24 protein-coding genes and 1 pseudogene are annotated in these 25152 nt (G+C 61.1%); 14 read left to right on the top strand and 11 right to left on the bottom strand.

Annotated elements, in window-relative coordinates:
• Positions 1-62: 62 nt before the first annotated feature.
• The 3 genes from LXM55_RS10010 to flgA form a co-directional block, all read right to left on the bottom strand.
• Entirely contained in the window at positions 63-530 is a 468-nt protein-coding gene (locus LXM55_RS10010; protein WP_233320236.1) for a flagella synthesis protein FlgN, read from the bottom strand.
• Positions 531-578: 48 nt separating this feature from the next.
• On the bottom strand, positions 579-896 hold the full coding sequence (gene flgM, locus LXM55_RS10005; RefSeq protein ID WP_233320235.1) for a flagellar biosynthesis anti-sigma factor FlgM: 318 nt from the start codon (positions 894-896) through the stop codon (positions 579-581).
• A gap of 151 nt (positions 897-1047) precedes the next feature.
• Positions 1048-1809 carry a flagellar basal body P-ring formation chaperone FlgA gene (gene flgA, locus LXM55_RS10000; protein ID WP_233320234.1) on the bottom strand — a complete coding sequence of 254 codons (762 nt, stop codon included), beginning with the start codon at positions 1807-1809 and terminating at the stop codon, positions 1048-1050.
• A 75-nt stretch (positions 1810-1884) separates the two neighbouring features.
• Here flgA and LXM55_RS09995 point away from each other — a divergent pair, with 75 nt between their 5' ends.
• Together LXM55_RS09995 and cheR are read left to right on the top strand one after the other, a co-directional pair.
• Positions 1885-2817: a chemotaxis protein CheV gene (locus LXM55_RS09995; protein WP_233320233.1), complete on the top strand. Its 933-nt coding sequence runs from the start codon at positions 1885-1887 to the stop codon at positions 2815-2817.
• A 43-nt stretch (positions 2818-2860) separates the two neighbouring features.
• Positions 2861-3688: a protein-glutamate O-methyltransferase CheR gene (cheR, locus tag LXM55_RS09990; RefSeq protein WP_233320512.1), complete on the top strand. Its 828-nt coding sequence runs from the start codon at positions 2861-2863 to the stop codon at positions 3686-3688.
• Here cheR and LXM55_RS09985 read toward each other — a convergent pair.
• Positions 3681-3929 (bottom strand): hypothetical protein, encoded by a 249-nt coding sequence (locus LXM55_RS09985; RefSeq protein ID WP_233320232.1) that lies wholly within the window; start codon positions 3927-3929, stop codon positions 3681-3683. The genes cheR and LXM55_RS09985 overlap by 8 nt on opposite strands.
• Before the next feature lie 11 nt (positions 3930-3940).
• Here LXM55_RS09985 and flgB point away from each other — a divergent pair, with 11 nt between their 5' ends.
• From flgB to flgE, 4 genes are read left to right on the top strand one after another with little or no spacing between them, the layout of a single operon-like run.
• Positions 3941-4348 (top strand): flagellar basal body rod protein FlgB, encoded by a 408-nt coding sequence (flgB, locus tag LXM55_RS09980; RefSeq protein WP_233320231.1) that lies wholly within the window; start codon positions 3941-3943, stop codon positions 4346-4348.
• A 3-nt stretch (positions 4349-4351) separates the two neighbouring features.
• A complete protein-coding gene (gene flgC, locus LXM55_RS09975) occupies positions 4352-4795 on the top strand; it encodes a flagellar basal body rod protein FlgC (RefSeq protein WP_011062742.1) in 444 nt (147 codons plus the stop codon).
• 15 nt (positions 4796-4810) lie between these two features.
• Positions 4811-5539 carry a flagellar hook assembly protein FlgD gene (gene flgD / locus LXM55_RS09970; RefSeq protein ID WP_233320230.1) on the top strand — a complete coding sequence of 243 codons (729 nt, stop codon included), beginning with the start codon at positions 4811-4813 and terminating at the stop codon, positions 5537-5539.
• A 29-nt stretch (positions 5540-5568) separates the two neighbouring features.
• The gene (gene flgE / locus LXM55_RS09965) at positions 5569-6912 is read left to right on the top strand and encodes a flagellar hook protein FlgE (protein WP_233320229.1); all 1344 of its coding nucleotides are present in this window, start codon (positions 5569-5571) and stop codon (positions 6910-6912) included.
• A 233-nt stretch (positions 6913-7145) separates the two neighbouring features.
• Here the strand turns inward: flgE and LXM55_RS09960 are convergent, their stop codons facing one another.
• Complete coding sequence (locus LXM55_RS09960) at positions 7146-10040, bottom strand: ribonucleoside-diphosphate reductase subunit alpha (RefSeq protein WP_233320228.1); 2895 nt, start codon at positions 10038-10040, stop codon at positions 7146-7148.
• A gap of 786 nt (positions 10041-10826) precedes the next feature.
• Between LXM55_RS09960 and LXM55_RS09955 the strand changes: the two genes are divergently transcribed.
• Both LXM55_RS09955 and LXM55_RS09950 read left to right on the top strand, forming a co-directional pair.
• Entirely contained in the window at positions 10827-11549 is a 723-nt protein-coding gene (locus LXM55_RS09955; protein WP_233320227.1) for a response regulator, read from the top strand.
• Positions 11546-13156, top strand: coding sequence for an ATP-binding protein (locus tag LXM55_RS09950; RefSeq protein WP_233320226.1), 1611 nt, complete (start codon positions 11546-11548; stop codon positions 13154-13156). Before LXM55_RS09955 ends, LXM55_RS09950 begins: the two co-directional genes overlap by 4 nt.
• Positions 13157-13169: 13 nt before the next feature.
• Here the strand turns inward: LXM55_RS09950 and LXM55_RS09945 are convergent, their stop codons facing one another.
• Entirely contained in the window at positions 13170-13895 is a 726-nt protein-coding gene (locus tag LXM55_RS09945) for a 4'-phosphopantetheinyl transferase family protein (protein ID WP_233320225.1), read from the bottom strand.
• 115 nt (positions 13896-14010) lie between these two features.
• Positions 14011-14184, bottom strand: a pseudogene (locus LXM55_RS09940) (dienelactone hydrolase family protein); the annotation flags it as partial.
• 158 nt (positions 14185-14342) lie between these two features.
• Here LXM55_RS09940 and LXM55_RS09935 point away from each other — a divergent pair.
• The 3 genes from LXM55_RS09935 (at position 14343) to LXM55_RS09925 (ending at position 17086) form a co-directional block, all read left to right on the top strand.
• The gene (locus tag LXM55_RS09935) at positions 14343-14945 is read left to right on the top strand and encodes a hypothetical protein (protein WP_233320224.1); all 603 of its coding nucleotides are present in this window, start codon (positions 14343-14345) and stop codon (positions 14943-14945) included.
• A 120-nt stretch (positions 14946-15065) separates the two neighbouring features.
• The gene (locus LXM55_RS09930) at positions 15066-15743 is read left to right on the top strand and encodes a response regulator (protein ID WP_233320223.1); all 678 of its coding nucleotides are present in this window, start codon (positions 15066-15068) and stop codon (positions 15741-15743) included.
• Positions 15740-17086, top strand: coding sequence for an ATP-binding protein (locus LXM55_RS09925; RefSeq protein WP_233320222.1), 1347 nt, complete (start codon positions 15740-15742; stop codon positions 17084-17086). The genes LXM55_RS09930 and LXM55_RS09925 overlap by 4 nt, the downstream gene beginning before the upstream one ends.
• Before the next feature lie 12 nt (positions 17087-17098).
• On the opposite strand, the gene LXM55_RS09920 is transcribed toward LXM55_RS09925, so the two are convergent.
• Positions 17099-18097 carry an AraC family transcriptional regulator gene (locus tag LXM55_RS09920; RefSeq protein WP_233320221.1) on the bottom strand — a complete coding sequence of 333 codons (999 nt, stop codon included), beginning with the start codon at positions 18095-18097 and terminating at the stop codon, positions 17099-17101.
• Positions 18098-18430: 333 nt separating this feature from the next.
• Here LXM55_RS09920 and LXM55_RS09915 point away from each other — a divergent pair, with 333 nt between their 5' ends.
• Entirely contained in the window at positions 18431-19762 is a 1332-nt protein-coding gene (locus tag LXM55_RS09915; RefSeq protein ID WP_233320220.1) for a dicarboxylate/amino acid:cation symporter, read from the top strand.
• A gap of 148 nt (positions 19763-19910) precedes the next feature.
• Positions 19911-21092, top strand: a complete 1182-nt coding sequence (locus LXM55_RS09910; RefSeq protein ID WP_233320219.1) for a CaiB/BaiF CoA transferase family protein — start codon at positions 19911-19913, stop codon at positions 21090-21092.
• Between the two features lie 34 nt (positions 21093-21126).
• Here LXM55_RS09910 and LXM55_RS09905 read toward each other — a convergent pair whose 3' ends face one another.
• Both LXM55_RS09905 and LXM55_RS09900 read right to left on the bottom strand, forming a co-directional pair.
• On the bottom strand, positions 21127-21621 hold the full coding sequence (locus LXM55_RS09905) for a SprT family zinc-dependent metalloprotease (RefSeq protein ID WP_011062728.1): 495 nt from the start codon (positions 21619-21621) through the stop codon (positions 21127-21129).
• Between the two features lie 153 nt (positions 21622-21774).
• Positions 21775-22377: a Yip1 family protein gene (locus LXM55_RS09900; RefSeq protein ID WP_047288496.1), complete on the bottom strand. Its 603-nt coding sequence runs from the start codon at positions 22375-22377 to the stop codon at positions 21775-21777.
• 291 nt (positions 22378-22668) lie between these two features.
• Here LXM55_RS09900 and ttcA point away from each other — a divergent pair, with 291 nt between their 5' ends.
• Positions 22669-23493 carry a tRNA 2-thiocytidine(32) synthetase TtcA gene (gene ttcA, locus LXM55_RS09895; RefSeq protein WP_233320218.1) on the top strand — a complete coding sequence of 275 codons (825 nt, stop codon included), beginning with the start codon at positions 22669-22671 and terminating at the stop codon, positions 23491-23493.
• Between the two features lie 44 nt (positions 23494-23537).
• Here ttcA and LXM55_RS09890 read toward each other — a convergent pair whose 3' ends face one another.
• Positions 23538-25073, bottom strand: coding sequence for an ArnT family glycosyltransferase (locus LXM55_RS09890; protein ID WP_233320217.1), 1536 nt, complete (start codon positions 25071-25073; stop codon positions 23538-23540).
• Positions 25074-25152: the final 79 nt, after the last annotated feature.

The following is a 25152-nucleotide window of genomic DNA, read 5'->3' as shown; positions in this document are numbered from 1 at the left end:
GCAGGAGCTGGCATTTTGCCAGCATGTTTCACGGCTTGGTAGCGCGCGCTCATTTTTGAGGCTTAAGCCTGACTGAGTGGGCGGGGCTTCGCAAGCATTGAGGTAGAGCCGCGGGCGTCGTAAAGGGCTGGAGGTTCGCCGCCATTGAGGATTTTCAGCTGGTTGGCGGTGGTGGCCTGTTGAATCTGGATCGAGCGGCCATTGAGCTCGTTGGTGGCTTGGCAATCGGCTAGCAATCGGGTCAGCAGATCGCTCTGTTCGAGCAATTGCGCGCCCAGGCTGGAGTGGCTGGCGAGTTGCTCAAGACCTTCGCGATTGGTTGGCAGATTCAGGCTGGCGAGGATTTGCGTGCGCTTGCGGCCATGCTGTTCCAGCAAAATGACCAGGGATTGCTTCTGCGCCAGGATGTCTTCGAGCAGCGGCATGTCGCGACCGTGCAGGGCGATGGATTCGGCTCTGAGCAGCTCCAGCAATTGTTGCGCTGGAGCAAGGTCATCATTGATCAGTTGCAGTAGATTGGTGTCGTGCATGGCTGGCCTTGGGGATTAAGCGTCCAAAAGCCTGGCGCAAGCCTGGGGCTAGCGCTGGGCTTCGAAGTTAAGCAGTTTGCTGGCTACGCGGTTGCTGTCGACCTTATAGCTGCCATCGGCAATCGCTTGCTTCAACTCGGCCACTCGGGCTTTGTCGACAGCAGGCTGGTCGCGCAGCTTGTCAGTGACTTTCTGCAACTGTTGAGCCTCATTGCTCAGGTGTACCGATTCCCCGCTTTTGCTGGTTTCGGCTGCAGTCGTCAGCGGCACGGATTTGCCGGCATCACCGGTTTCCTTGCTAGTGCTGGTGCGCGTACTGCCTGTCAGTGAAGGGGAGCTGTTTAAACGGCTGAAGTCGATGACCATGATGAAGAAAACCTCTGGGTATTTGGACGCTTGCCATGTTTTCGGCCATACCCTGAAAAACTTTAGGCTCGATTATCGACAAGCCCGCGCAGGTATCTGCGACCCTTTAGCGGTCACAGTTTAGGGAACGAGTGGGTTGAACGCCAGCTATCTACATGGCTACTTCCACTTGCCCTGGGGCGGTGATGCGCGCCTTGATCACCCGTTGTGAATTGAGGTTCTTGACCCGAATCTGCTCGCTCATGCCGCCGTTGGACAGTGCTTCGCCCGGCATCCTGACATTCAGGGTGCCACTGCGGGCCGATATCACTACCTGATCACCCTTGCGCACGACTTCCGCCTGCTCCAGATGAGCCAGGGTAATGAGCTGATCGGCGACCATTGGTCGGACAAGTTTCTGACCAATGGCTTGCTCCACCGAGGTCAGGTATCCCTGATTGCTCTGGCTGATGTCCCGTTCACGCATCACTACGTCTTCCGGCTCGATGATGCCTGCGCGCTTGAGCGGACGCGTTGTCGTGACCACTTCACGAAACAGCTTGACCTGCGCCGGCACGAACACGGTCCAGGGCGAGGCGCCTTCACAGCGAACTTTGACGGTGACCCGTCCCAGCGGTTGGGCCGGACTTTCCAGGGTGGCTGTCAATTCCTTGTCGCAGGCAGGCATGTGCATCCGCGGATCCAGTTGGTTGACCTGGATTTCATAGCGACCTTCCGTTTGACTGGTAGCCAGGTAGTCTTCTACCGTGAATTCAAGAAACCCTTGAGTGACGCCGATAAGTAGATCAGGCAGGGTGACCGAATCAGCAACGGCAGGGCCGCCGGAGTTTAAGATGCATAGAGCTGACAGTCCGCACAGCAATCTGCGGTAGCGGGATGTCAGGCGTCGGAAAAATGTCGTTTTGGCGTTCATAACAGTTAAAAAGCAAGCGCCGTGCCGTTTAGCAATGAGCGTGCGTCGGATCTTAAAGCTTTGGGGAGTCTGGGCATGGCTGGTGTAATGGATTCGGTAAACCAGCGCACGCAATTGGTTGGGCAGAATCGCCTGGAGTTGCTGCTGTTCCGTCTGGACGGTGGGCAACTCTACGGGATCAACGTATTCAAGGTTCGCGAGGTGCTGCAATGCCCCAAGCTGACCTTGATGCCCAAATCCAGTCCTGTGGTGTGCGGTGTCGCGAATATTCGAGGGGCGACCATTCCGATCCTGGATCTGGCAATGGCGACGGGTTCTGGTGGGCTGCAGGATCAGAGCAATCCGTTCGTTATCATCACGGAGTACAACACCAAGACCCAGGGGTTCCTGGTGCGCTCGGTGGAACGCATCGTCAATATGAACTGGGAAGAAATTCACCCGCCACCCAAGGGGACCGGTCGCGATCACTACCTGACCGCGGTGACCCGGGTGGATAACCAGTTGGTCGAAATCATCGACGTGGAAAAGATATTGGCGGAAGTCGCGCCAACCTCGGAATCGATTTCGGCGGGCGTGGTGGATCTTGAAACGCAGCACAAGGCCGTTTCACTGCGAGTGCTGACCGTTGACGATTCGTCGGTAGCGCGCAAGCAGGTTACCCGCTGCCTGCAGACGGTGGGTGTCGAAGTCGTGGCGTTGAACGATGGCCGGCAAGCGTTGGATTACCTGCGCAAGCTGGTGGATGAGGGCAAGAAGCCGGAAGAGGAATTCCTCATGATGATTTCCGACATCGAGATGCCCGAAATGGACGGCTACACCCTCACGGCCGAGATACGTAACGATCCACGCATGCAAAAGCTGCATATCATCCTGCATACTTCGTTGTCAGGGGTGTTCAATCAGGCGATGGTGAAGAAGGTCGGTGCCGATGACTTCCTTGCCAAGTTCCGTCCTGATGACCTGGCATCCCGGGTGGTTGACCGGATCAAAGCAGCAGATCACAGCTAAGGGCGCGAGCCCTGGCGGACATAGATTTAAGAGGCGGCAGCAATTGTCTACGGGTAATTTGGATTTTGAACAGTTCCGGGTCTTCCTGGAAAAAGCCTGTGGTATTTTGCTCGGGGAAAATAAGCAATATCTGGTCTCGAGCCGTCTCAACAAACTGATGGAACAGCAAGGTCTAAAAACCTTGGGTGAGCTGGTTCAGCGGATTCAGAGCCAGCCGCGCAGCGGTTTGCGCGAGATGGTTGTGGATGCCATGACGACTAACGAAACCTTGTGGTTTCGTGACACCTATCCGTTCGAAGTGTTGAAGAACAAGGTGCTTCCCGAGGCTATCAAGGCCAGCCCCAACCAGCGTTTGCGAATCTGGTCGGCGGCTTGTTCTTCGGGGCAGGAACCGTACTCGCTGTCGATGTCCATCGATGAGTTCGAGCGCAGCAACATGGGGCAGTTGAAGATGGGGGTGCAGATCGTTGCCACCGACCTGTCCGGGACCATGCTCAATAACTGCAAGACCGGCGAATATGACAGCCTGGCTATTGGCCGTGGTTTGTCGGCCGAACGGCTGCAACGCTATTTCGACCCCAAGGGGCCGGGGCGCTGGGTGGTCAAGGCGCCAATCAAGAGTCGCGTGGAGTTCCGCTCGTTCAACTTGCTGGACAGCTACGCCAGTCTTGGCAAGTTTGACATCGTGTTTTGCCGCAACGTGTTGATCTACTTCTCGGCGGAGGTCAAGAAGGACATCCTGATGCGCATCCACAGTACCCTGAAGCCTGGCGGCTACCTGTTCCTGGGGGCCTCCGAAGCCCTCAATGGCCTGCCGGATCATTACCAGATGGTGCAATGCAGCCCGGGCATCATCTACCAGGCTAAATAGCCGGCACATCGCAGCACCGAAAAAGGAGGCCCATGGGCCTCTTTTTTTGTGCCTGCAATTGTTTGGCGCGCAGGGCTGAAAGCGGCAGGGCGGTTGCCGCTTTGCCGGTGTTTCGCGGAAATCCATTGCCGCTTTTCTGGCATTGCCGCTTTGCCGCCACCGGCAAAGCCTTGAAATACGGGGCTTGAGGACTTGGCACGTAGCTTGCTATATCCGAGTTACGAAAAATCAGGTCACCCAAAGGTTTCCGTCATGAGCATCAGCTTCGATAAAGCGCTCGGTATCCACGAACAGGCCCTTGGCTTTCGCGCCAAGCGTGCCGAAGTTCTGGCTAACAACATCGCCAACGCCGATACCCCGAACTACAAGGCTCGGGACCTGGACTTTTCTGCCGTGCTCGCCGAGCAGAATCAGAAGGCCCAGAACGGCACCTTCGCGTTGAACATGACCAACACCCGGCATATCGAAGCCCAGGGCTTGAGCAGTGGTGATGAGTCGCTGCTGTATCGCACCCCAATGCAACCCTCGATCGACCAGAACACCGTGGATGCACAGCTGGAGCAATCGAGCTATGCGCAGAACTCGGTGGATTTCCAGGCCAGCTTCACGCTGCTCAACAGCAAATTCAAAGGGCTGGTTGCAGCCCTGCGCGGAGAGTAATCCATGTCCCTCGCCAGTGTTTTCAATATTGCCGGTAGTGGCATGAGCGCTCAGACCACCCGTCTGAACACCGTCGCCAGTAACATCGCCAACGCCGAGAGCGTGTCGTCGAGCATCGATCAGACCTATCGTGCGCGTCATCCGGTATTTGCCACCATGTTCCAGGGCGCGCAGAGCGGCGGCAGCGATTCGCTGTTCCAGAACCAGGACGCTGCCGGTCAGGGCGTACAGGTCCTGGGTGTGGTCGAAGACCAGAGCAACCTTGAAGCCCGCTACGAGCCGAACCATCCAGCGGCTGACGCCAAGGGTTATGTCTACTACCCCAACGTCAACGTGGTGGAAGAGATGGCTGACATGATTTCCGCCAGCCGCTCGTTCCAGACCAACGCTGAAATGATGAACACCGCCAAAACCATGATGCAGAAGGTCCTGACCCTGGGTCAGTGATAAGGGGCGAAGACCATGAGCGTTACTGACACCACCAACGCCCCATCCCTCAAGGATGTACTGGCCAACTCGTCGAAGAAGACGGCCACTACCAGCGCCGACGGCCTGGCGGCAGCGACGAACAGCGCCACCGGCAAGCAGAGCCTGGGCAAGGATGCATTCCTCAAGCTGCTGGTGACCCAGCTGAACAACCAGAACCCGCTGGATCCGCAGGACAACAGTGCGTTCGTTGCCCAGTTGGCGCAGTTCTCCACCCTGGAAGGGATCACGACCCTCAATACCTCGGTGAACTCGATCACGGGTAACTACAAGTCTTCCCAGGCACTGCAGGCTTCGTCCCTGGTGGGGCGTTCGGTGATCGTGCAGACCGGCACTACCCAGGTCGACACCAGCAAGAGCATGACCGGCTCGGTCACCGTGCCATCCAGCGTCAGTTCGGTCACCGTGACCGTCACCGATAAAGATGGCAACACCATCAAGACCATCGACATGGGCAGCCAGAAGGCCGGCAACGCCAGCTTCGTCTGGGATGGCACCAAGACTGACGGCACCAAGGCGGATCCGGGCAGCTACAGCTTCAAGGCCAGCACCACCATCGATGGCAAGGGCACTGATTTGATCACCTACCTGCCGGCGACGGTTAACAGTGTGACCATCAGCCAGACCGGCGGCGAGTTGATGTTGAACCTTGCCGGCATGACCAGCCCGATTGGCCTGTCCAAAGTACAAACCATTGGTATCTAGAGCCGACTAACCGGCACAAGGAGTGGAATATGTCTTTCAATATCGGCCTTAGCGGTCTCTACGCTGCCAACAAACAGCTGGACGTTACCGGCAACAACATCGCCAACGTCGCCACCACCGGCTTCAAGTCCTCCCGCGCGGAGTTCTCCGACGTCTACTCGGCCACCAAGCTGGGCAGCGGCACTCAGGTGGTGGGTAACGGTGTGCGCCTGTCCAACGTTTCCCAGCAGTTCACCAACGGTGATATCAACAACACTGGCAACGTGCTGGACATGGGCATCCAGGGCCAGGGCTTCTTCGTGCTGAGCACCAACGGCTCCCTGACCTACACCCGTGCCGGTACGTTCAAGACCGACAAGGATGGCTTCATCACCAACAGCGATGGCACCGCTCGCCTGCAAGGCTATGCCGTGGACGCTAACGGCAAGATCATCAACGGTGTGTTGACCGACCTGCGGATCGATACCTCGAACCTGGCGCCCAAGCCAACCGACTCGATCTCGTCGACCATCAACCTGAACTCCGATGCCGATCCGATCAACGTCAACCCAGTGGCGCCAGCTCCGGCTTATGTGTTCGATCCGACCAAGAACACCACCTACACCAAGCAGTTCAGTACCCCGGTGTATGACACCCAGGGCAACAAGCACGTCATGGATCAGTACATGATCAAGACGCAGAACCCCAACGAATGGCAGACCTACACCCTGATCGATGGTCGCAACCCGGATGGTACGGCTTTCACCATGGCCAACCAGGCGCCGATCACTATCAAGTTTGACTCCTCGGGCAAGCTGCAGACCCTGACGCCGCCTGTTGCACCAGCCGTCAGCCAGTTCACTGTCAATGGCAACAATATCGCCATGACCGCCTGGACGCCGGGTGATGTGGTCAATGGTGTCTTCGTTCCCAATGGTGCGGCGCCTGCACCGGGCGGCGTGAAGATCGATATGACCAAAACCGGTTCGGTATTCGGCGATACCAACCGTTCTGTGATCGCGCAGAACGGTTACTCCACTGGTCAGATCTCCAGCCTGACCATCGACGGCACTGGCGTGATGCTGGCCAACTTCAGCAACGAGCAGACCAAGCCGATCGGCCAGATCTCTCTGGCCAGCTTCACCAACGAGCAAGGCCTGCAGCCAGTGGGCGGCACTCAGTGGAAAGAGACCTACGCGTCCGGCATTCCTGGTTATGACGCGCCGAAGACCGGCACCCTGGGAGCGATTCAGTCCAACTCCCTGGAAGAATCCAACGTCAACCTGACCAACGAGCTGGTCAACCTGATCAAGGCCCAAAGCAACTATCAGGCGAACGCCAAGACCATTTCTACCCAGAGCACCATCATGCAGACCATCATCCAGATGACCTGATGCCGGTTGCTTGAAGCGCTGTACCAAAAGCCCCTCATCGAGGGGCTTTTTTGTGCCTGCCCGATAACCCCTCGCCCTTGTGGAAGCTGGTTTGCCCGCGAAGGCGGCTCTGCATGGGGATGTGGTTGTTCACCGGCAAGCGGGCTGGAAGGGGGGGGCAAAAGAAAACCCCCGATAAACCGGAGGTCTATCGGGGGTTGTGGCAGGTGCCCGAGGGCACCTGTCAGCTCAGCTTATTGGCAAGCTTCGCAATCCGGCTCGTCGATGGCGCAAGCCTTCGGCACTGGAGCAGGGCCGGCAGGCGCGGCCAGGACCGAGTCGTCACCGTGGTTGCCGCCGCTGGAAACAGCGTTCAGCTTGCCGGTGTTGATGGTCGACTTCTCGGTGCTGGTGGCGGCCAGGGCGCGGAGGTAGTAGGTGGTTTTCAGGCCACGGTACCAAGCCATGCGGTAGGTCACGTCGAGCTTCTTGCCCGAAGCGCCGGCGATGTACAGGTTCAGCGACTGAGCCTGGTCGATCCACTTCTGGCGACGGCTGGCGGCGTCGACGATCCACTTGGTTTCCACTTCGAAGGCGGTCGCGTAGAGCTCTTTGAGCTCCTGCGGGATGCGCTCGATCTGCTGCACCGAACCGTCGTAGTACTTCAGGTCGTTGATCATCACCGAGTCCCACAGGCCGCGAGCTTTCAGGTCGCGAACCAGGTACGGGTTGATCACGGTGAATTCGCCCGACAGGTTGGATTTCACATACAGGTTCTGGTAAGTCGGTTCGATCGACTGCGATACGCCGGTGATGTTGGCGATGGTCGCGGTCGGTGCGATGGCCATGATGTTGGAGTTACGAATGCCTTTCTGCACGCGGGCACGTACCGGCGCCCAGTCCAGGGTTTCGTTGAGGTCCACATCGATGTACTTCTGGCCACGGGCCTCGATCAGGATCTGTTGCGAGTCCAGCGGCAGGATGCCTTTGGACCACAGCGAGCCCTGGAAGGTCTCGTAGGCGCCGCGCTCGTCGGCCAGGTCGCAGGAAGCCTGGATCGCGTAGTAGCTGACCGCTTCCATGGACTTGTCGGCGAACTCGACGGCAGCGTCGGAGCCGTAGGCGATGTGCTGCAGGTACAGCGCGTCCTGGAAGCCCATGATGCCCAGGCCGACCGGACGGTGCTTGAAGTTGGAGTTCTTCGCTTGCGGCACCGAGTAGTAGTTGATGTCGATCACGTTGTCGAGCATGCGCACGGCGGTGTTCACGGTGCGTTGCAGCTTGGCGGTGTCCAGCTTGCCGTTGACGATGTGGTTCGGCAGGTTGATCGAGCCCAGGTTGCAAACGGCGATCTCGTCCTTGTTGGTGTTCAAGGTGATCTCGGTGCACAGGTTCGAGCTGTGGACCACGCCCACGTGCTGCTGCGGGCTGCGCAGGTTGCACGGGTCTTTGAAGGTCAGCCATGGGTGGCCGGTTTCAAACAGCATGGAGAGCATCTTGCGCCACAGGTCTTTGGCCTGGATGGTCTTGAACAGCTTGACCTTGCCCGGGTACTCGGTCAGGGCTTCGTAGTACTCGTAGCGCTCTTCGAAGGCCTTGCCGGTCAGGTCGTGCAGGTCCGGTACTTCGGACGGCGAGAACAGGGTCCACTTGCCGTCGTCGAAGACACGCTTCATGAACAGGTCGGGGATCCAGTTGGCGGTGTTCATGTCGTGGGTACGACGACGATCATCACCGGTGTTCTTGCGCAGCTCGATGAACTCTTCGATGTCCATGTGCCAGGTTTCCAGGTAGGCACACACAGCGCCCTTGCGCTTGCCACCCTGGTTCACGGCTACAGCGGTGTCGTTGACCACTTTCAGGAATGGCACGACGCCCTGGGATTTGCCGTTGGTGCCCTTGATGTAGGAGCCCAGCGCGCGAACCGGTGTCCAGTCGTTGCCCAGGCCGCCGGCGAATTTCGACAGCATGGCGTTGTCGTGGATGGCGCCGTAGATGCCCGACAGGTCGTCCGGAACGGTGGTCAGGTAGCAGCTCGACAGCTGGGGACGCAGGGTACCGGCGTTGAACAGGGTCGGGGTCGAAGCCATGTAGTCGAAGGACGACAGCAGGTTGTAGAACTCGATGGCGCGGTCTTCACGCTGCTTCTCTTCGATCGCCAGGCCCATGGCCACGCGCATGAAGAAGATCTGCGGCAGTTCGAAGCGGATACCGTCCTTGTGGATGAAGTAACGGTCGTACAGGGTTTGCAGGCCCAGGTAGGTGAACTGCTGGTCGCGCTCGTGGTTGATCGCCTTGCCGAGTTTTTCCAGGTCGAATTCAGCCAGCACCGGGTTCAGCAGTTCGAACTCGATACCCTTGGCGACGTAGGCCGGCAGCGCCTTGGCGTACAGGTCGGCCATTTCGTGGTGGGTGGCGCTTTCGGCCACTTCGAGGAAGCCCAGGCCTTCGGCACGCAGGGTGTCCATCAGCAGGCGGGCGGTGACGAACGAGTAGTTCGGCTCGCGCTCGACCAGGGTGCGGGCAGTCATCACCAGGGCGGTGTTGACGTCTTTCAGGGCCACGCCGTCGTAGAGGTTCTTCAGGGTTTCGCGCTGGATCAGGTCGCCGTCGACTTCTTCCAGGCCTTCGCAGGCTTCGCTGACGATGGTGTTCAGGCGGCCCATGTCCAGGGGCGCGAAGCTGCCATCGGCGCGGGTGATGCGGATCGAAGGGTGGGCTTGCACCGGCTCTTCGCTGGTGGAGCGGGTCGCACGTTCCTTGGCGCGGGAGTCACGGTAGATCACGTAGTCACGGGCGACTTTCTGCTCGCCGGCGCGCATCAGGGCCAGTTCGACCTGGTCCTGGATTTCTTCGATGTGGATGGTGCCGCCCGAAGGCATGCGACGCTTGAAGGTTGCGGTGACCTGCTCGGTCAGGCGCGCCACGGTGTCGTGGATTCGCGACGAGGCGGCGGCGGTGCCGCCTTCAACTGCGAGGAACGCTTTGGTGATCGCGACGGTGATCTTGTCATCGGTATAAGGAACGACAGTGCCGTTACGCTTGATCACGCGCAATTGGCCAGGTGCGGTAGCAGACAGATCCTGAGTGGAATCGGCGGCCTGCGGCGCATTGGCCTGCGAGTTCTCGCGAGTTGTGTCGGTTTGCATGGGTGTCTCCACGTTCTCTATGTTTGTTTGGGCACCGTTTGGGTGCCCACCGTTCCGTCCTGAAGCACTACATCCGGCTGCGGCCGGGCATAACAACTTCGGGACAGTTCAGGAAGGGGGCTATAGGCGCCGCTTCCATGCCGAAGTCATGGGTGCCGAGCCGGAGCTCGGCACCTTATTCCTGGTGGGTGACAGTCTCGTTGCTGCAACACCCGTACCGCTTTCTCCTGGACAAGGTGGAAAACGGTGCCATCCGCACGCGCGGTGTTGGTCTTCTGAAATAGCGATTGGTTCCACCAAACGGGGCAAGAAAAGGGCTTGAGTTTCTCGTCTGAATTGTGTTTGGTTTTTTGTGCAAAACCCTAGATATAGGGATTTTTAGCCGCCGGGCTACAAGATAATGCGTTTTGGGGGCTGATTGCAACGTACTGCCTGTGGATAAGGTTGTGCGTAAATTGTGTATGGACTGGGTAAAACTCACGCAGCCCGCAGTCCCAGTGCATGGAACCGTTTGTCACTGTTTTTTACCGTCGAAAATTGCCTTGGGCGGATTTTTGCGGGCGCGAACCCTATCACAAAAAAACGCCCTGACCGAATCGTTTTAGCCGCTTGTGTGAGCGCCTGTGCCGGTTGCTACAATCCGCAGCGATCGACCGGGGTTGCCCGGCCGTTCCCATGGCAAACCAGCCCGCTTTCTCAACGAGTGTTATCCGCCTTTTTCATGACAGAAAGACGCGGCCTTTGTGGTCGACGGGAAGCTGGCAATAGAACAAGAAGAGGTCGTGTGTGGAACAGGAAGCCTGGCAGGTACTGATTGTCGAGGATGACCAGCGTCTGGCTGAGTTGACCCGTGAATATCTCGAAAGCAATGGTCTGCAGGTGGCGATCGAGGGCAACGGCGCCCGGGCGGCGGCGAGGATCATTGCCGAGCAGCCGGACCTGGTGATTCTCGACCTGATGCTGCCGGGTGAAGATGGCTTGAGTATCTGCCGCAAGGTCCGGGATCGTTATGACGGAGCCATCCTCATGCTCACCGCCCGTACCGATGACATGGACCAGGTCATGGGCCTGGACCTGGGCGCCGACGACTATGTCTGCAAGCCGGTGCGACCGCGGCTGTTGTTGGCGCGCATCCAGGCCCTGTTGCGGCGCAGCGAAGCGCTGGAGCCGGCCGTGGAGAAAACCCGCCGCCTGCAGTTCGGCCCGCTGGTGGTGGACAACGCCCTGCGCGAGGCCTGGCTGAGCGATGCCGGGATCGAGTTGACCAGCGCCGAGTTCGACCTGCTGTGGCTGCTGGTGGCGAATGCCGGGCGGATCCTCTCCCGCGAGGAAATCTTCACCGCCCTGCGCGGCATCGGCTATGACGGCCAGGACCGCTCCATCGATGTGCGAATCTCGCGCATCCGCCCGAAGATCGGCGATGACCCGGAACACCCGCGGTTGATCAAGACCATTCGCAGCAAGGGGTACCTGTTCGTTCCCGAAGCCGCTGCCGACCTGCTCTCGTGAACTCGATCTTCCTGCGTATCTATGGCGGCATGTGCGCCGCGCTGATCCTCGTGGCGCTGCTCGGGGTGCTGGCCCTGCACCTGTTGAACCAGGTACGCAGCGAGCAGTACCGCGAGCGGCTGGCTCACGGGACCTTTTCGTTGATGGCGGATAACCTGCAGCCGATGAGCGAGATCGAGCGGCGCCGGGCGTTGGCGGTGTGGGAGCGCCTGCTGGGCATTCCCCTGAGCCTCAAGACCTTCAGCCAGACCAGCCTGGACAGCAGCCAGCGTAGCCGGGTGCTGCGTGGCCAGGCACTGGTGGAACAGACCGGGCCATTCGCGGCACGGGTCTATCGCCTGGTCAGTGAAAAGGAACAGTTGCTGCTCAGCGCCGAGGTGCAGCAGATCAGCGAGCAACTGGCTCGGGCGACGATCTATCTGCTGGCGGACGAGCTGGTGCGTTATCCGGTGGCGGAGCAGCCCCAGCGCCTGGCTGCCTTGAAAGAGGCCAAGGGCTTTGGCTTCGGTATGCAGTTGTCGACCCTCGATGCCGCCGACATGGACGAGGATCAGCGGCGCCGGGTGGCAGAGGGCGACACGGTCATGGCCCTGGGCAAGGGCGGCGATTCGATCCGCGTCTTCGCCGGATTGGTGGGCACGCCCTGGGTGCTTGAGATCGGCCCGCTGTATCAGATGAATCCTTATCCACCGCAATGGTTGGTATTGATTGCCGTGCTGGGGCTGAGCCTGATCGGCCTGATCGTCTATTTATTGGTGCGGCAACTGGAGCGGCGGCTCAGGGGCCTGGAGTCGGCGGCCACGCGGATCGCCAAGGGCAGCCTGGAGACCCGGGTCCCGGCCCGTGGTGCAGACTCGGTCGGAAGGCTGGCGGCGGCCTTCAATGGCATGGCCGAGCACTTGCAGCGGTTGCTGGCGATCCAGCGCGAGCTGGTGCGGGCGGTCTCCCACGAGCTGCGCACACCGGTGGCGCGGCTGCGTTTCGGCCTGGAGATGATCGCCTCGGCGAGCACCGACCAGGCGCGGCAGAAGTACCTGGACGGCATGGACAACGACATTCAGGACCTCGACCGGCTGGTGGACGAGATGCTCACCTACGCCCGTCTGGAGCAGGGCTCGCCGGCCCTGAACTTCCAGCGCATCGACCTCGATGCCCTGATCAATCAGGTGATCAGCGAACTGGCCCCGCTACGGGCCAACCTCAAGGTTCAGCGTGGCCTGTGCCTGTCCGCTGCCGAGTGCGACGGCGCCTGGATCGAAGCGGAGCCACGCTACTTGCACCGGGCTTTGCAGAACCTGGTGAGCAACGCGATGCGCCATGCCGAGTCCCAGGTGACGGTGAGCTATCAGGTGGGCCAGTTGCGCTGCCGGGTGGATGTCGAGGACGACGGCCCCGGGGTGCCGGAACATGCCTGGGAAAAAATCTTCACCCCGTTCCTGCGCCTGGATGACAGCCGCACCCGCGCTTCCGGCGGGCACGGGCTGGGGCTGTCGATTGTGCGGCGGATCATCCATTGGCATGACGGCCGGGCCCTTATCAGCAGAAGCAAGAACCTTGGCGGCGCCTGCTTCAGCCTGACCTGGCCAAGGCACCAGGAACCCCGCTGAGGCGCTTCCTGGCTCAGGCCTTGATGGCGACCAGGCTCAGCAGGTGATGGTCGTTCACGGCGAATTGCCCTTGCAGTTCGCAGCCTTGTTGCCACTCCTCGGACAGGTCGGTCAGCAGGCGCATCCGTACCGGGCCTGCGGGGGACCATTCCAGTACCTCGGCATGCTCGAAGTAGAAGCGCTTCTGCACCAGCGGGTACAGGGCCTTGAACAGGCTTTCCTTGATCGAGAAGGTCAGGGTTACCGCCAGGGCGTGCAGCGCCGCTGGCAGCTGGTCGCGGCGCTGCAGTTCGGCTGGGGTCAAAATCTGCTCGGCCAGTTTGCTCGCGCGTTCGTCGCTGAGCAGGTGCTCCAGGTCCATTCCCAGGGCTCGCCAGTGTTGCTTGTCGGCGACGATGGCTGCGGCGTGCCCGTTGCTGTGGGTGATCGAGCCGCAGATATGTGCGGGCCAGATCGGCGCTCGGTCTTCGCCTATGGGCGGCACCCAGTCCAGTTGCTGCAAGCGCTGCAAGGCGGCCCGGGCGCACAGGCGTCCGGCGAGGAACTCGGCCTGGCGCTTGGCTACCGAGCGCTGGATGCTCGGTGGCGCCTCGATGCCAGCGCGCTGGAAATCATCCGCAGCCAGTTGCCCGGGGTCGAACCGGGTGCTCAGCCAAAGGGCTTGGGGCAAGACGTCCGGCAGCGGCCAGGCAGCGTCCAGTGGGGTGCAGCAAGCGGGGAGAGGGGGAAGAGCATTCATGGCCGCTAGTGTGCCGGGTTGCTGCGATCGAGGGTAGTCGCGCGTAGCGCAAAGGGTTGCCGCAGAGCATCGGCGGCAACCCATGGCAGGCTGTTCTGTCGCCCTGTTTGCTATTGAAGCGTGCGCTGGCGGCGGCACTGTCTTTGAGTGCGGCCTGCATGAAGGCCATGGCGTCCGTCGGGTGCTCGGTGTGCTTGCCTTCGCCGTACATGTCGATGGCCAGGGCGCTGTAGCCCAGGGCCGCGAGGTCGCGGGCCCGGCGCTTGGCGCAATCGTTGAGCCCCCACCAAGAGCAGGCGCATGGGCGGAACTCCAGTTGAAAAGGCGTCAGGACAGCCTAGTCGATCTGGTTCAGGCGAGGTTAAGGATGTGTTCAGGGGGAGTTCAGGGCGGGCTGTTTACTCTGGCCCGGTACCCAAATAGCCAATAGCGCAAAGGAAACTTCCTATGACTTCATTGAAAAAACTGTTCCTGGCCTTTACCGTTTTCGGCGCCAGCGCCGCCGCCCATGCCGCTGACAGCAACTTTGTCGGTTTGAGCTTCGGCCAGACCAGCAACAAGATCGATAAATCCAGCCAGCTCAACAGCAACCTTGGCCACCCCAACGCCGACGGCGTGATCGGCAAGGACAACACCTGGGGCATACGCGCTGGGCAGCAGAATGACCAGGCTCGCTACTACGCGACTTACGATTATGTTTCTGGCTCGCACAACGGCATTAAACTGCGTCAGCAAAACCTGCTGGGCAGTTACGATATGTTCCTGCCGGTGACCAGCAGCACCAAACTCTTTGGCGGCGGCACAGCCGGCCTGACCAAGCTGACTCAAGAATCCCCGGGTTTCAGCCGTGACAGCGATATCGGTTATGCGGTGGGGGTGCAGGCCGGTGTCCTGCAACAGGTTTCACAGAACACCTCGGTGGAGCTTGGCTACCGTTACCTGCGCAGCAATGCCGGGACCGAGATGAGCGAGCGCGGTGGCAGCAAGCAGGGTTCGCTGAGCCTGAACAGCAGCGCCCAGACCTACCTGTCGGCCAACTATGCTTTCTGAATAAGCGGCCTGGCCTGAACCGCGCCGGATCGTGCCTTGGGCACGGTCCGGCGTTGGCGCATTAATCATCCGGGCGCAAGGGCGCCCCTGGAGATGTCGAATTTTGCCTGGGAGAGCGTTATGAAGTTGCTGGTCGTCGAAGATGAGGCGCTGTTGCGTCATCACTTGCAAACCCGCCTCACCGACAGCGGTCATGTGGTCGAGTCCGTGGCTAACGCCGAGGAGGCGTTGTATCAGACCGAGCAGTTCAATCACGACCTGGCGGTGATCGACCTGGGCTTGCCGGGCATGGGCGGGCTGGACCTGATCCGCCAGTTGCGCGCCGCCGGCAAGACATTTCCGATCCTCATCCTCACTGCGCGCGGTAATTGGCAGGACAAGGTCGAAGGCCTGGCCGCCGGTGCCGATGACTATGTGGTCAAGCCGTTTCAGTTCGAGGAGCTGGATGCGCGGCTCAATGCGCTGCTGCGGCGTTCCTGCGGTTTTACCCAGTCGACCATCATTGCCGGGCCGTTGCTGCTGGACCTGAATCGCAAACAGGCTTCCCTGGATGAACAGCCCCTGGCCTTGACCGCCTACGAATACCGGATCCTCGAGTACCTGATGCGGCATCACCAGCAGGTGGTGGCCAAGGACCGGCTCATGGAGCAGCTGTACCCGGACGATGACGAGCGCGATCCGAATGTCATCGAGGTTCTGGTTGGGCGCCTGCGGCGCAAACTGGAAGGGCCGTCAGGCTTCAAGCCGATCGATACGGTGCGTGGCCTGGGCTACCTGTTCAACGAGCGTTGCCGATGATTCGATCGCTGCGCCTGCGCCTGATGCTGGCAGCCACGACCCTGGCGGTGCTGTTCATGCTGGCCTTGCTGCCAGCCATGCAGGGCGCCTTCAGCCTGGCGTTGCAGGACTCCATCGAGAAGCGCCTGGCTTCCGATGTCACCACCCTGATCAGCGCGGCGCGGATCGAGAACAACCGCTTGCAGATGCCCGCGCAGTTGCCCGACGAGCGCTTCAACCTCGCCGATAGCCGGCTGCTGGGCTACATCTATGACCGCGAAGGGCATCTTGTCTGGCGTTCGCGGGCGACCCAGGAAGAGAACATCAACTACCGGCCGCGGTATGACGGGCGCGGTAATGAGTTCGCCAGGATCCGCGAAGCCAATGGCCAGGAATTTTTCGTCTACGACGTCGAGATCAAGCTGCTGGGGGGCAAGAATGCCGCCTTCAGCATCGTGGCGCTGCAGCCGGTGCGCGAGTACCAGCAAACCCTGGAAGGGGTGCGAGAGAACCTCTACCTGGGCTTTGGCGCGGCCTTGCTGGTGCTTCTGGCGCTGCTCTGGCTGGGCCTGACCTGGGGCCTGCAAGCCTTGCGGCGCTTGAGCCAGGAACTGGACCAGATCGAAAGCGGCACCCGCCAGAGCCTCAGTGAGGAGCATCCGCGGGAGCTGTTGCGCCTGACCGGCTCGTTGAACCGCCTGCTGCAAAGCGAGCGTGAACAACGCAGCCGCTATCGTGACTCCCTGGATGACCTGGCCCACAGCCTGAAAACCCCGTTGACGGTGTTGCAGGGGGTCAGCGAGGACATGGCGCAGCGGCCTCAGGATCGTGAGCAGGCCTGGGTGCTGCAGGCGCAGATCGAGCGCATGAGCCAGCAGATCAGCTACCAGTTGCAGCGCGCCAGCCTGCGCAAGAGCGGTCTGGTGCGCCATCAGGTGCGCCTGCGGCCAGTGTTGCAAAGCTTGTGCGACACCCTGGACAAGGTCTATCGCGACAAACAGGTGCGGGTCTCGTTCGACCTGCCCGAGCGCTGCTACCTGCCGATCGAGCAAGGCGCCTTGCTGGAGCTGCTCGGCAACCTGTTGGAGAACGCCTATCGCCTGTGCCTGAGTTCAGTGCGCATCAGCGTGCGTGAGACCCTTGATGGTTCCGAGCTGTGCGTGGAAGACGACGGTCCTGGCGTGCCACCGGACCAGCGGGCGCGGATTCTCCAGCGTGGCGAACGCCTGGACCGCCAGCACCCGGGGCAGGGCATTGGCTTGGCAGTGGTCAAGGACATCATCGAGAGTTACGGCGCGCAATTGACCCTGGGAGATTCCGCCCTGGGGGGCGCGGCTTTCCGGATTCATTTTCCAGCCCTGTAGCGGGCGCCTTGGCTATTGCTCCCGGGCGCGATAGGCGCCCGGGGTCAGCCCGGTCCATTTCTTGAACGCTCGGTGAAAGGCCGAGGGTTCGGAAAAACCCAGCTGTTCAGCGATCTGTTGCAAGGACAGGTCGGCGCGGCCGAGGTGGTAGATGGCGATGTCACGGCGCAATTCATCCTTCAATTCCTGGAAGCTCGAGCCTTCTTCGCGCAGATGCCGGCGCAGGGTCTGTGGGCTGACGTGCAGGTGCTGGGCGACGCTTTCCAGATCCGGCCAGCGCTCACGGTCGCGGCTGAGCAGGCGCCGCAGTTGGCTGCTCAGGCTGTCGCCTTCGTCCGGGCGCGACAGCAGGTCGGCGGGCGAGCGTTCGAGGAAGTGCTTGAGGGTGCGTTCATCCTGCAACAGTGGCATGCCCAGGTAGCGGCTGTGGAACAGCAGGCTGCTGCGCTCTTGGGTGAACTGCAGCGGGCAGGGGAAAAGCAGGTCGTATTCCGCGCCGTGTTCGGGTTTCGGATAGCTGAAACAGGCCTGTTCCAGGCGGATGCGCTGGCCGATCAGCCAACTGCCGAGGCGATGCCAGATCACCAGCAGGCTTTCGCTGAGAAAGTGCTCAGGGTCCCATAGCTCGGAATCATCCAGGCTCAGCCGGGCCATTTCTCCTTCGCGCGTCAGACTCAGGCGCGGGGCCTGTGGAAACAGGCTATAAAATAATAAGCCGCGATTGAGCGCTTTCTCCAAGGTGCGACAGTGGATCAGCGCGTGGCACATCATGGCGAAGGTCCCGCGTTTGCTCGGAGCGCGGCCGAACCCGAGGTACTCGTCGTCCAGCTCCAGCCACAGTTGCTGCAACAGGCGGGTGAATTGCTCGGGAGCGATACGGGCCTTGGGCTGGTTCAGCAGCTCGAGGCTGATGCCCAGCTGATGCAGCAGGGGCGCGTAGTCGTAGCCGTGCCGACGTGCTCCGCCGAGGGCGGCACGGGCAAAGTGGCTGGCGATGGTGCGTTCGCGCATGCGGGCGGGTCCGTCCAGTGAGTGGCGGATCTTAGCCAGCCCTCTGTAGGGGAACAAGGCGGATATCCGCCAAATTGTAGGACGAGATTGGGCGAGTGGGCGGAAATCCGCCAGCCTCAGCCAGCGCAACGGATGCAAGGATCAGCCCGCACCCCTGATGTCTAAAGGCCTGCAAGGTTTTTTCACAAGGTGGCACGGGCTTTGCGATAGAGCCGGAAGATCTGCCAGCACGCAGCTCGACACAACAAATCCCTCCAGCGCAGGAGGGTTCGCACTTTAGGCACCGCATGCATCGACGGAAGCTGCATGCCGGGGCTCTTGAGGAAACTTGCAATGACGACTCGTCAGCCACTGTACAAATCCCTGTATTTCCAGGTGATCGTTGCCATCGCCATCGGCATCCTGCTCGGTCACTTCTATCCTCAGACCGGTGTGGCCCTCAAGCCCCTGGGCGACGGCTTCATCAAACTGATCAAGATGGTCATCGCCCCGATCATCTTCTGCACCGTGGTGAGTGGTATCGCCGGTATGCAGAACATGAAGTCGGTGGGCAAGACCGGCGGCTATGCGCTGCTGTACTTCGAGATCGTCTCCACCATCGCCCTGCTGATCGGCCTGATCGTGGTCAACGTGGTGCAGCCGGGTGCGGGCATGCACATCGACGCTTCGACCCTGGACGCCTCGAAAGTCGCCGCCTATGTAACGGCCGGTAATGACCAGAGCATCGTCGGCTTCATCCTCAACATCATCCCGGCGACCATCGTGGGTGCCTTCGCCAACGGCGACATCCTGCAAGTGCTGATGTTCTCGGTGATCTTCGGTTTCGCCCTGCATCGCCTGGGTGCCTACGGCAAGCCGGTGCTGGACTTCATCGACCGCTTCGCCCACGTGATGTTCAACATCATCAACATGATCATGAAGCTGGCGCCCCTGGGTGCGCTGGGCGCCATGGCGTTCACCATCGGTGCCTACGGCGTTGGCTCCCTGGTACAACTGGGCCAGCTGATGATCTGCTTCTACATCACCTGCGTGGTGTTCGTGCTGCTGGTCCTGGGGGCTATCTGCCGCGCCCACGGCTTCAGCGTGATCAAGCTGATCCGCTACATCCGTGAAGAACTGCTGATCGTGCTGGGGACTTCCTCTTCGGAATCGGCCCTGCCGCGCATGCTGATCAAGATGGAGCGCCTGGGTGCCAAGAAGTCGGTGGTCGGCCTGGTGATCCCTACCGGTTACTCGTTCAACCTCGACGGTACTTCGATCTACCTGACCATGGCCGCGGTGTTCATCGCCCAGGCCACTGATACCCACATGGACATCACCCACCAGATCACCCTGCTGCTGGTGCTGCTGCTGTCCTCCAAAGGCGCCGCTGGCGTGACCGGCAGCGGCTTCATCGTCTTGGCTGCAACCCTGTCGGCCGTGGGTCACCTGCCGGTGGCTGGCCTGGCACTGATCCTGGGTATCGACCGCTTCATGTCCGAAGCCCGCGCCCTGACCAACCTGGTGGGCAACGCCGTGGCTACCGTGGTGGTTGCCAAGTGGGTCAAGGAGCTGGACGAAGACAAGCTGCAGACCGAGCTGGCTTCCGGTGGTCGGCCGATTACCGACACCCGTGAAACCGATGACCTGGGCGTGGCCGAAGGCCCGGCGCCGAGCATCAAGTAAGGCTGGCTGAAGATAAAGAACCCGCTGCGGCGGGTTTTTTATTGCTCGGTTTTTGAGCGCAACGGTCAGTCCGGCTGACGCTTGCGGTGATTGTTGAGGGCATCGCGGCTGCCTACTCTGTGGGCAGCCGATCAAGAGGAGAGGGCATATGCAAGGGCCGTTGGCGTCACTCAAGGTACTGGATTTTTCCACCCTGTTGCCGGGGCCCTTCGCCTCGTTGCTGCTGGCGGACATGGGCGCCGAGGTGCTGCGCATCGAATCGCCGACTCGCATGGACCTGTTGCGGGTGTTGCCGCCCCACGATGCCGGGGTTTCCGCCAGCCATGCCTACCTCAACCGCAACAAGCGCAGCCTGGCCCTGGACCTCAAGCGGCCCGAAGCGCTGGAGGTGGTGCGGCAACTGGTGCAGGACTACGACATCCTTCTCGAACAGTTTCGCCCGGGCGTGATGGAGCGCCTGGGGCTGGGCTACGAGGCCCTGAAAGCGATCAACCCGCGGCTGATCTACGTCTCCATTACCGGCTACGGCCAGACCGGCCCCTACAGGGATCGCGCCGGGCATGACATCAACTACCTGGCCCTGGCCGGGCTGGCCAGCCAGACCGGGCGCCGCGAGCAGGGGCCGTTGCCCTTGGGAATCCAGGCGGCGGACATCGCCGGGGGCTCGTTGCACGGCGTGATCGGCCTGTTGGCGGCGGTGATCGCGCGTCAGCACAGCGGCCAGGGGCAGTCCCTGGATATCAGCATGACCGACTGTGTGTTCAGCTTGAATGCCATGGCCGGCGCGGGATATCTGGCCTGTGGGGTCGAGCCCGGAATGGAGCAGCAGGTGCTCAACGGCGGCAGCTTCTATGACTACTACCGCAGCCGGGATGGGCGCTGGCTGTCGGTGGGTAGCCTGGAGCCGGTGTTCATGCAGCAACTGTGTCAGGCCCTGGGGCGACCGGAACTGGCGGCCCAGGGCCTGTCCCCTTTGCCCGAGCAGCAACGGGCCCTCAAGGAGGCCCTGCAGGTCGAATTCGAAAAACATGATTTCGCCGAACTGTGCCAGTTGTTCGCCGGCCTCGATGCGTGCGTCGAACCGGTGCTGAGCCTGGGCGAGGCACTGCAGCATCCCCAGCTCAAGGCCCGCCAGCTGGTCAGCCAGGTGCCCCGTGAAGACGGCAGCCTGCAGGCGCAGATGGCCTGTCCGCTGAAATTCTCCGAGGGGTTGGCGCCACCGCGGCATATCGGCGCCAGGCTGGGGCAGCATTCCGAACAGGTACTGGCAGCGCTGGGCTACAGCGCCGAGCGCATCGAGGCGTTGCGCCGCGAGGGGATCATCGCGTAGGCGCCGGTTTGCTGGCGAAGCGCTTCAGCGTCTCTCACTCAACCCGGGTTTCGCCGCTGTAAACCAGGGTCTGCCGACAGCGCCGGCACAGGTAGCGGCGCCCCTGTGCCACCAGCTTGTGGCGTTGTGCGGAGAACGGAAAATCGCTCTCGGCGCAGGGGCAGCGGTAGATGTAGCGCGTCACGCTGCGGCGTTTGACGTCATAGGTATGGCAACGATTGGGGGGCAGCTCGTACACCCCGCGCATGATCAGTTGCCACTCTTCGCCATGGGGCTGGATGCGCTCGCCGAACAGTTGGTGGGCGATCAGGTGCGCCACTTCGTGAGCCACGGTCTGCTTGAGGAAGTCTTCGGTATTTTCCCGGTACAGCTGCGGATTGAAGCGCAGCAGGTTTTCGTGCAAATGGGCGACACCGGCTTTCTGGCCGCGCAACTTGAGGCTGACCACCGGGCGTTTGAAAGGACGTTTGAAAAAGGATTCAGCGAGTTGGAAACAATCTTCGACGCGGGTATTGAGTTGCTCGGGCATGCTTAACGGCTCTCCAGAGCAGGGGAGTATGCCGCAAACAGCGAGGATTCCGAATCGCCAAGGCGCCGAATGGTCATTCGGCCACCGCCGGTATAAGAAGGCCGCCTTGCGGCGGCCTGTGTGGGCAGACAGAGGATTATTGTTGGTGCGGCGTCAGTTGGTGTACACGGGGCCGACGCCCAGGCCCCAGACAATCACGGTGAAGGCCATGATCGCGACCAGTACCACCAGCCCGACTGCCAGTACCGAACTGGAAAACAGGAACCCTTCGTCCGACGGGATGTTCATGAAGGTCGGCAGCCCGACGTAGAGCAGGTAGACCGTGTAGCAGATAGCCGCGGTGCCGACGATCATGCCCAGCCACATGTGCGGATACAGTGCCGCCAGGCCGCCGACGAACAGCGGTGTAGCGGTGTAGGTGGCAAAGGCTACGCAGCGCGCCAGGCTTGGGCTGGCGTCATAGGTTCGGGCCATCCAGTGGATGAATGCGCCCATCACCGCCACGCCACCGAGCATGGCCAGGTACGACATGATGGTCATCCACAAGGCGCTTTCCATGGTCAGCATCACCGGCGCGCGACTGCCGATGACCCAGCCCACCTGGGTGGTGCCGATAAAAGCCGAAATGGCGGGAATCGCCGCGAGGATCAGCGTGTGGGTGAGGTACATGTGGCTGATGCTTTCCTCGGCATCGCCACGGATGTCTCGCCATTCCTGATCGGGGTGGGTGAAGAGTCCTACGACATGATGAATCATGGTCAGTCACTCCTTTATCGTTGCCATCGCCCCCCAACGGAGCGCTTACAGCCAAGTGGCACAGTCAGTATAGGTCTATAAGTGTGTGCGACCTTATGTCGCAGTATAGGGAGGAGTTTTCACCAGATGTGCGCACCTTTAGAGCAAATTGCGCTGTAAATCCCCCGGTTAATCGCTGGTGTGTCTGTCACTGCGGGCCCACCGCCGTTGCTCGGCGGCGCTTTCGCGGGGCAGGGGTTTTTGCGTAAAATGTTCGGCTTTTCGTCACATACCTCGCGGATTTCAAGCGCCATGGGCACTCTTACGGTCAACCAGAACAAACTGCAGAAACGCCTTCGCCGACTGGCGGGCGAAGCGGTCGCCGATTTCAACATGATCGAAGAGGGCGACAAGGTCATGGTCTGCCTGTCCGGCGGCAAGGACAGCTACACCATGCTCGACGTGCTGCTGCACCTGCAGAAGGTGGCGCCGATCAAGTTCGAGATCGTCGCGGTGAACATGGACCAGAAGCAGCCCGGCTTTCCCGAGCACGTGCTGCCGGCCTACCTCAAGGAGCTGGGGATCGAGTACCACATCGTCGAGAAGGACACCTACTCGGTGGTCAAGGAACTGATCCCCGAAGGCAAGACCACCTGCTCGCTGTGCTCGCGCCTGCGCCGTGGCACCCTGTACACCTTCGCCGACGAAATCGGCGCGACCAAGATGGCCCTGGGTCACCATCGCGATGACATCGTCGAGACCTTTTTCCTCAACATGTTCTACAACGGCTCGCTCAAGGCCATGCCGCCCAAGCTGCTGGCCGATGACGGGCGCAATGTGGTGATCCGGCCGCTGGCCTACTGCAGCGAGAAAGACATCCAGGCCTATTCCGACCTCAAGCAGTTCCCGATCATCCCGTGCAACCTCTGCGGTTCACAGGAAAACCTGCAGCGCCAGGTGGTCAAGGAGATGCTGCAGGAGTGGGAGCGCAAGACCCCGGGGCGGACCGAGAGCATTTTCCGTGGCTTGCAGAACGTGATCCCCTCGCAGTTGGCGGACCGCAACCTGTTCGACTTCACCAACCTGCGCATCGACGACAGCGCCACGCCACGTTTCGTCAATGTGCTGAACCTCTGATCCGGCCTCGGTGAATCCGGGCTGCGTTGGCGCAGCCCCGGCATTCAGTTCCCCGCCGCGCGTGGAATGAAGGCGATGCTGCCTTGCGCTGGTTTTTTCGCCAGGCGCTCGCCGTTGGTCGGTGTGGTGCGGATCAACTGATGATCATTGCCCAGATACTCGAGCATCTGCGGTTGGTCGTGGTCCTGCTGGACGAAAATCAGGGTGCGCTGCGGATCCCAGTGCTGGCCGCTGGTCTTGTCCAGCCAGGCCATGAAGTCTGCGCTGCTGCCGTGGCGGGGGAAGTCCTCGGTTTCTGCCACGTAGTAGAACGGGGCCCCCTGGTTCTGCAGGTACATCGGCAGTTTGTTATCGATCTCCACCATGACCATTCGCCATTGGTTCCAGGGCGCGATCCGGCTTGCGGCGGCTCGGGTGTCGGCGCTGAACTGCATCACTCCACCGCCACTGTTGCTCCAGGGATAAGCGACTCCCAGCACCAGCAGCAACAGCACCGCCGCGCAGGAAAAACCGATGGTCCAGCCGCGGGTGCCGGGTTTGCCGGCGGCCTGGCGTAGCTGCAGCCGACGGTTGAGCCACCAGGCGCCGAGCAATTGGGCAAAGGGCACCAGGGGCAGAACGTAATAGCTGCGCCGGCTGCCGCTGGCGGTGAAGAACAGGAACAGCAGCCCGAGGGCCCAGACCAGCCAGCGTTCGTTGGGTTGCAGCTGGCGCCAATGGCGAACCGCCAGCCACAGGCCGAGGATCCAGCAGGGCGCCCAGGGCAAGGTGTAGGCCGGCAGGTAGATCAGGTAGGTGTAGATCGGCCCGACATGGTCGAACGGGTCGAAGAAGCGCACCACGTTCTCGCGAAATACCAGGCTCAGGCCGCTTGCCCCGTAGCTGGGGGCGCCGTACAGGTGCGAAAGGATGAACGGCACCATGTAGAACAGCGCGGCGACGCCCAGCGCCAGCAGCAGGCGCAGGTTCAGGTGGCGTTTCCAGCGCCCCTGGCTCAACAGGTGCGGCAACAGGATCAGCCCGGGCAAGACGAAACCGATCAGCCCCTTGAGCAGCGAAGTGGCCGCCAGCATCAGGAAGAACACGATGTAGCGCCCCAGGCGGGTATCTTCCGGGCCCCGCCAGTACCACCAGACTGCGGCCAATACGCCACACACGGTGAGGATGTCGGCCGTGGCCACTCGTGCCCAGAAGGCGAAATAGAACGTGGTGGCGAGCATCCAGCCGGCGATCAGCCCGGTGCCCTTGTGGAACAGCCGTTCGCCGATCAGGTACACCAGCCAGATGCTCAGCCACGCGGCGATGACCGAGGACAGGCGCAGCGACCAGTGCCCCAGGCCCCCCATCAGCCAGGCGCTGGCGGTAATCAGCCAGTAGGAGGGCAGGGGCTTGTCGTAGTAGGGCGCGCCCTTGAGATAGGGGTCGAAGTAGTCGCCACTCTGCAGCATTTGCAGGGCAATGTTGGCCCAGCGGGTTTCTGGCCCCCAGAGCTCGCGAAAGCCCAGGCCCAGGCCCAGGATCAAGGCGGATACGCCGAGCAGGAGGGCCAGGGCTCCGCGTTCGCTGCGAAAGAGATTCATAAATGGATTTCCAGAGCGGCGGTGGGGAAAGTCGCAGCCATCCAGGGCATTGAAGAATCAAGAGAAGCCAGCGCCAACC

This window comes from Pseudomonas sp. Au-Pse12 (assembly GCF_021341665.1).
Lineage (GTDB): Bacteria > Pseudomonadota > Gammaproteobacteria > Pseudomonadales > Pseudomonadaceae > Aquipseudomonas.
The sequence above is the reverse complement of the archived record's forward strand: the minus strand, read 5'-3'. Positions and strand labels throughout refer to the sequence as shown.

Bases quoted from the DNA above. Each gene is read 5' to 3' on its own strand.
- LXM55_RS10010 (WP_233320236.1), bottom strand. From the start codon at position 530: ATGCACGACACCAATCTACTGCAACTGATCAATGATGACCTTGCTCCA.
- flgM (WP_233320235.1), bottom strand. From the start codon at position 896: ATGGTCATCGACTTCAGCCGTTTAAACAGCTCCCCTTCACTGACAGGC.
- flgA (WP_233320234.1), bottom strand. From the start codon at position 1,809: ATGAACGCCAAAACGACATTTTTCCGACGCCTGACATCCCGCTACCGC.
- LXM55_RS09995 (WP_233320233.1), top strand. From the start codon at position 1,885: ATGGCTGGTGTAATGGATTCGGTAAACCAGCGCACGCAATTGGTTGGG.
- flgB (WP_233320231.1), top strand. From the start codon at position 3,941: ATGAGCATCAGCTTCGATAAAGCGCTCGGTATCCACGAACAGGCCCTT.
- flgC (WP_011062742.1), top strand. From the start codon at position 4,352: ATGTCCCTCGCCAGTGTTTTCAATATTGCCGGTAGTGGCATGAGCGCT.
- flgD (WP_233320230.1), top strand. From the start codon at position 4,811: ATGAGCGTTACTGACACCACCAACGCCCCATCCCTCAAGGATGTACTG.
- flgE (WP_233320229.1), top strand. From the start codon at position 5,569: ATGTCTTTCAATATCGGCCTTAGCGGTCTCTACGCTGCCAACAAACAG.
- LXM55_RS09960 (WP_233320228.1), bottom strand. From the start codon at position 10,040: ATGCAAACCGACACAACTCGCGAGAACTCGCAGGCCAATGCGCCGCAG.
- LXM55_RS09945 (WP_233320225.1), bottom strand. From the start codon at position 13,895: ATGAATGCTCTTCCCCCTCTCCCCGCTTGCTGCACCCCACTGGACGCT.
- LXM55_RS09935 (WP_233320224.1), top strand. From the start codon at position 14,343: ATGACTTCATTGAAAAAACTGTTCCTGGCCTTTACCGTTTTCGGCGCC.
- LXM55_RS09930 (WP_233320223.1), top strand. From the start codon at position 15,066: ATGAAGTTGCTGGTCGTCGAAGATGAGGCGCTGTTGCGTCATCACTTG.
- LXM55_RS09925 (WP_233320222.1), top strand. From the start codon at position 15,740: ATGATTCGATCGCTGCGCCTGCGCCTGATGCTGGCAGCCACGACCCTG.
- LXM55_RS09920 (WP_233320221.1), bottom strand. From the start codon at position 18,097: ATGCGCGAACGCACCATCGCCAGCCACTTTGCCCGTGCCGCCCTCGGC.
- LXM55_RS09915 (WP_233320220.1), top strand. From the start codon at position 18,431: ATGACGACTCGTCAGCCACTGTACAAATCCCTGTATTTCCAGGTGATC.
- LXM55_RS09910 (WP_233320219.1), top strand. From the start codon at position 19,911: ATGCAAGGGCCGTTGGCGTCACTCAAGGTACTGGATTTTTCCACCCTG.
- LXM55_RS09905 (WP_011062728.1), bottom strand. From the start codon at position 21,621: ATGCCCGAGCAACTCAATACCCGCGTCGAAGATTGTTTCCAACTCGCT.
- LXM55_RS09900 (WP_047288496.1), bottom strand. From the start codon at position 22,377: ATGATTCATCATGTCGTAGGACTCTTCACCCACCCCGATCAGGAATGG.
- ttcA (WP_233320218.1), top strand. From the start codon at position 22,669: ATGGGCACTCTTACGGTCAACCAGAACAAACTGCAGAAACGCCTTCGC.
- LXM55_RS09890 (WP_233320217.1), bottom strand. From the start codon at position 25,073: ATGAATCTCTTTCGCAGCGAACGCGGAGCCCTGGCCCTCCTGCTCGGC.